Source organism: Devosia sp. FKR38, from assembly GCF_005222805.1.
Classification (GTDB): domain Bacteria; phylum Pseudomonadota; class Alphaproteobacteria; order Rhizobiales; family Devosiaceae; genus Devosia.
Map to the genome: position 1 here is coordinate 1 of NZ_STGC01000004.1, position 757 is coordinate 757.

General features: G+C 54.0%; 2 tRNA genes. Both read left to right on the forward strand.

Going from position 1 to position 757, the window contains the following annotated elements:
* Positions 1-191: 191 nt before the first annotated feature.
* Positions 192-268, forward strand: a tRNA-Ile gene (locus E8M79_RS05110).
* Positions 269-300: 32 nt separating this feature from the next.
* Positions 301-376, forward strand: a tRNA-Ala gene (locus tag E8M79_RS05115).
* The last annotated feature ends 381 nt before the right edge of the window (positions 377-757 follow it).

A 757-nucleotide genomic window follows, 5' to 3' on the forward strand; every position in this document is an offset into this window, starting at 1 on the left:
CCAAAACTGCGGAACACTCGCCGCCTTCGTTTCTCTTTCTTCACAAGCGACGTATTCACGCGTCAGCGTTTGGTTCCTTCGATAGGAACCTAGCGTTCGCCAGCCATACGGAAGTTTTTCCAAGCGAGGCGCAAGCCAAGCGGTTCGGAAAAGCGACCCTATAGAGCGCCGGCACTCTGGCGTGATCCAGAGGGCCCGTAGCTCAGGTGGTTAGAGCGCACGCCTGATAAGCGTGAGGTCGGTAGTTCGAGTCTACCCGGGCCCACCAGTTCTTCTGATGATCTGGCAGGCTCCATTGATGGGGCCTTAGCTCAGCTGGGAGAGCGCCTGCTTTGCAAGCAGGATGTCGTCGGTTCGATCCCGTCAGGCTCCACCATTCTTTTACTGGAACCAGGCGGTTGATAGAACCGCGCACCGAACAGATACGTCGCAGATGATAAGAGACAAGTTTGGATGACTTTGACCGCTTCGGCAGTCGTCATCCGGATCTTTCGACATCGTAAAGAGATGCTTTTTTGTCCCGTTTGACCCGCACCCCGGGGAGGAACAAGAAATGCACGTGAATTCTGGTTAATTTGATCTGACCGATCAAGATGCCAACGCATGTTCTGCGTTGGCGCCACTGCAGTGATGCAGTGGATTTCACAATCCCGACGACTGAGACGGATGCCTTCAAGAGGGGCAGCCGTTGTTGATGTTGCGGGCATTGATAATGAGAACGATCAAGCGTCTTAAGTGCATTCAGTGGATGCCTTGG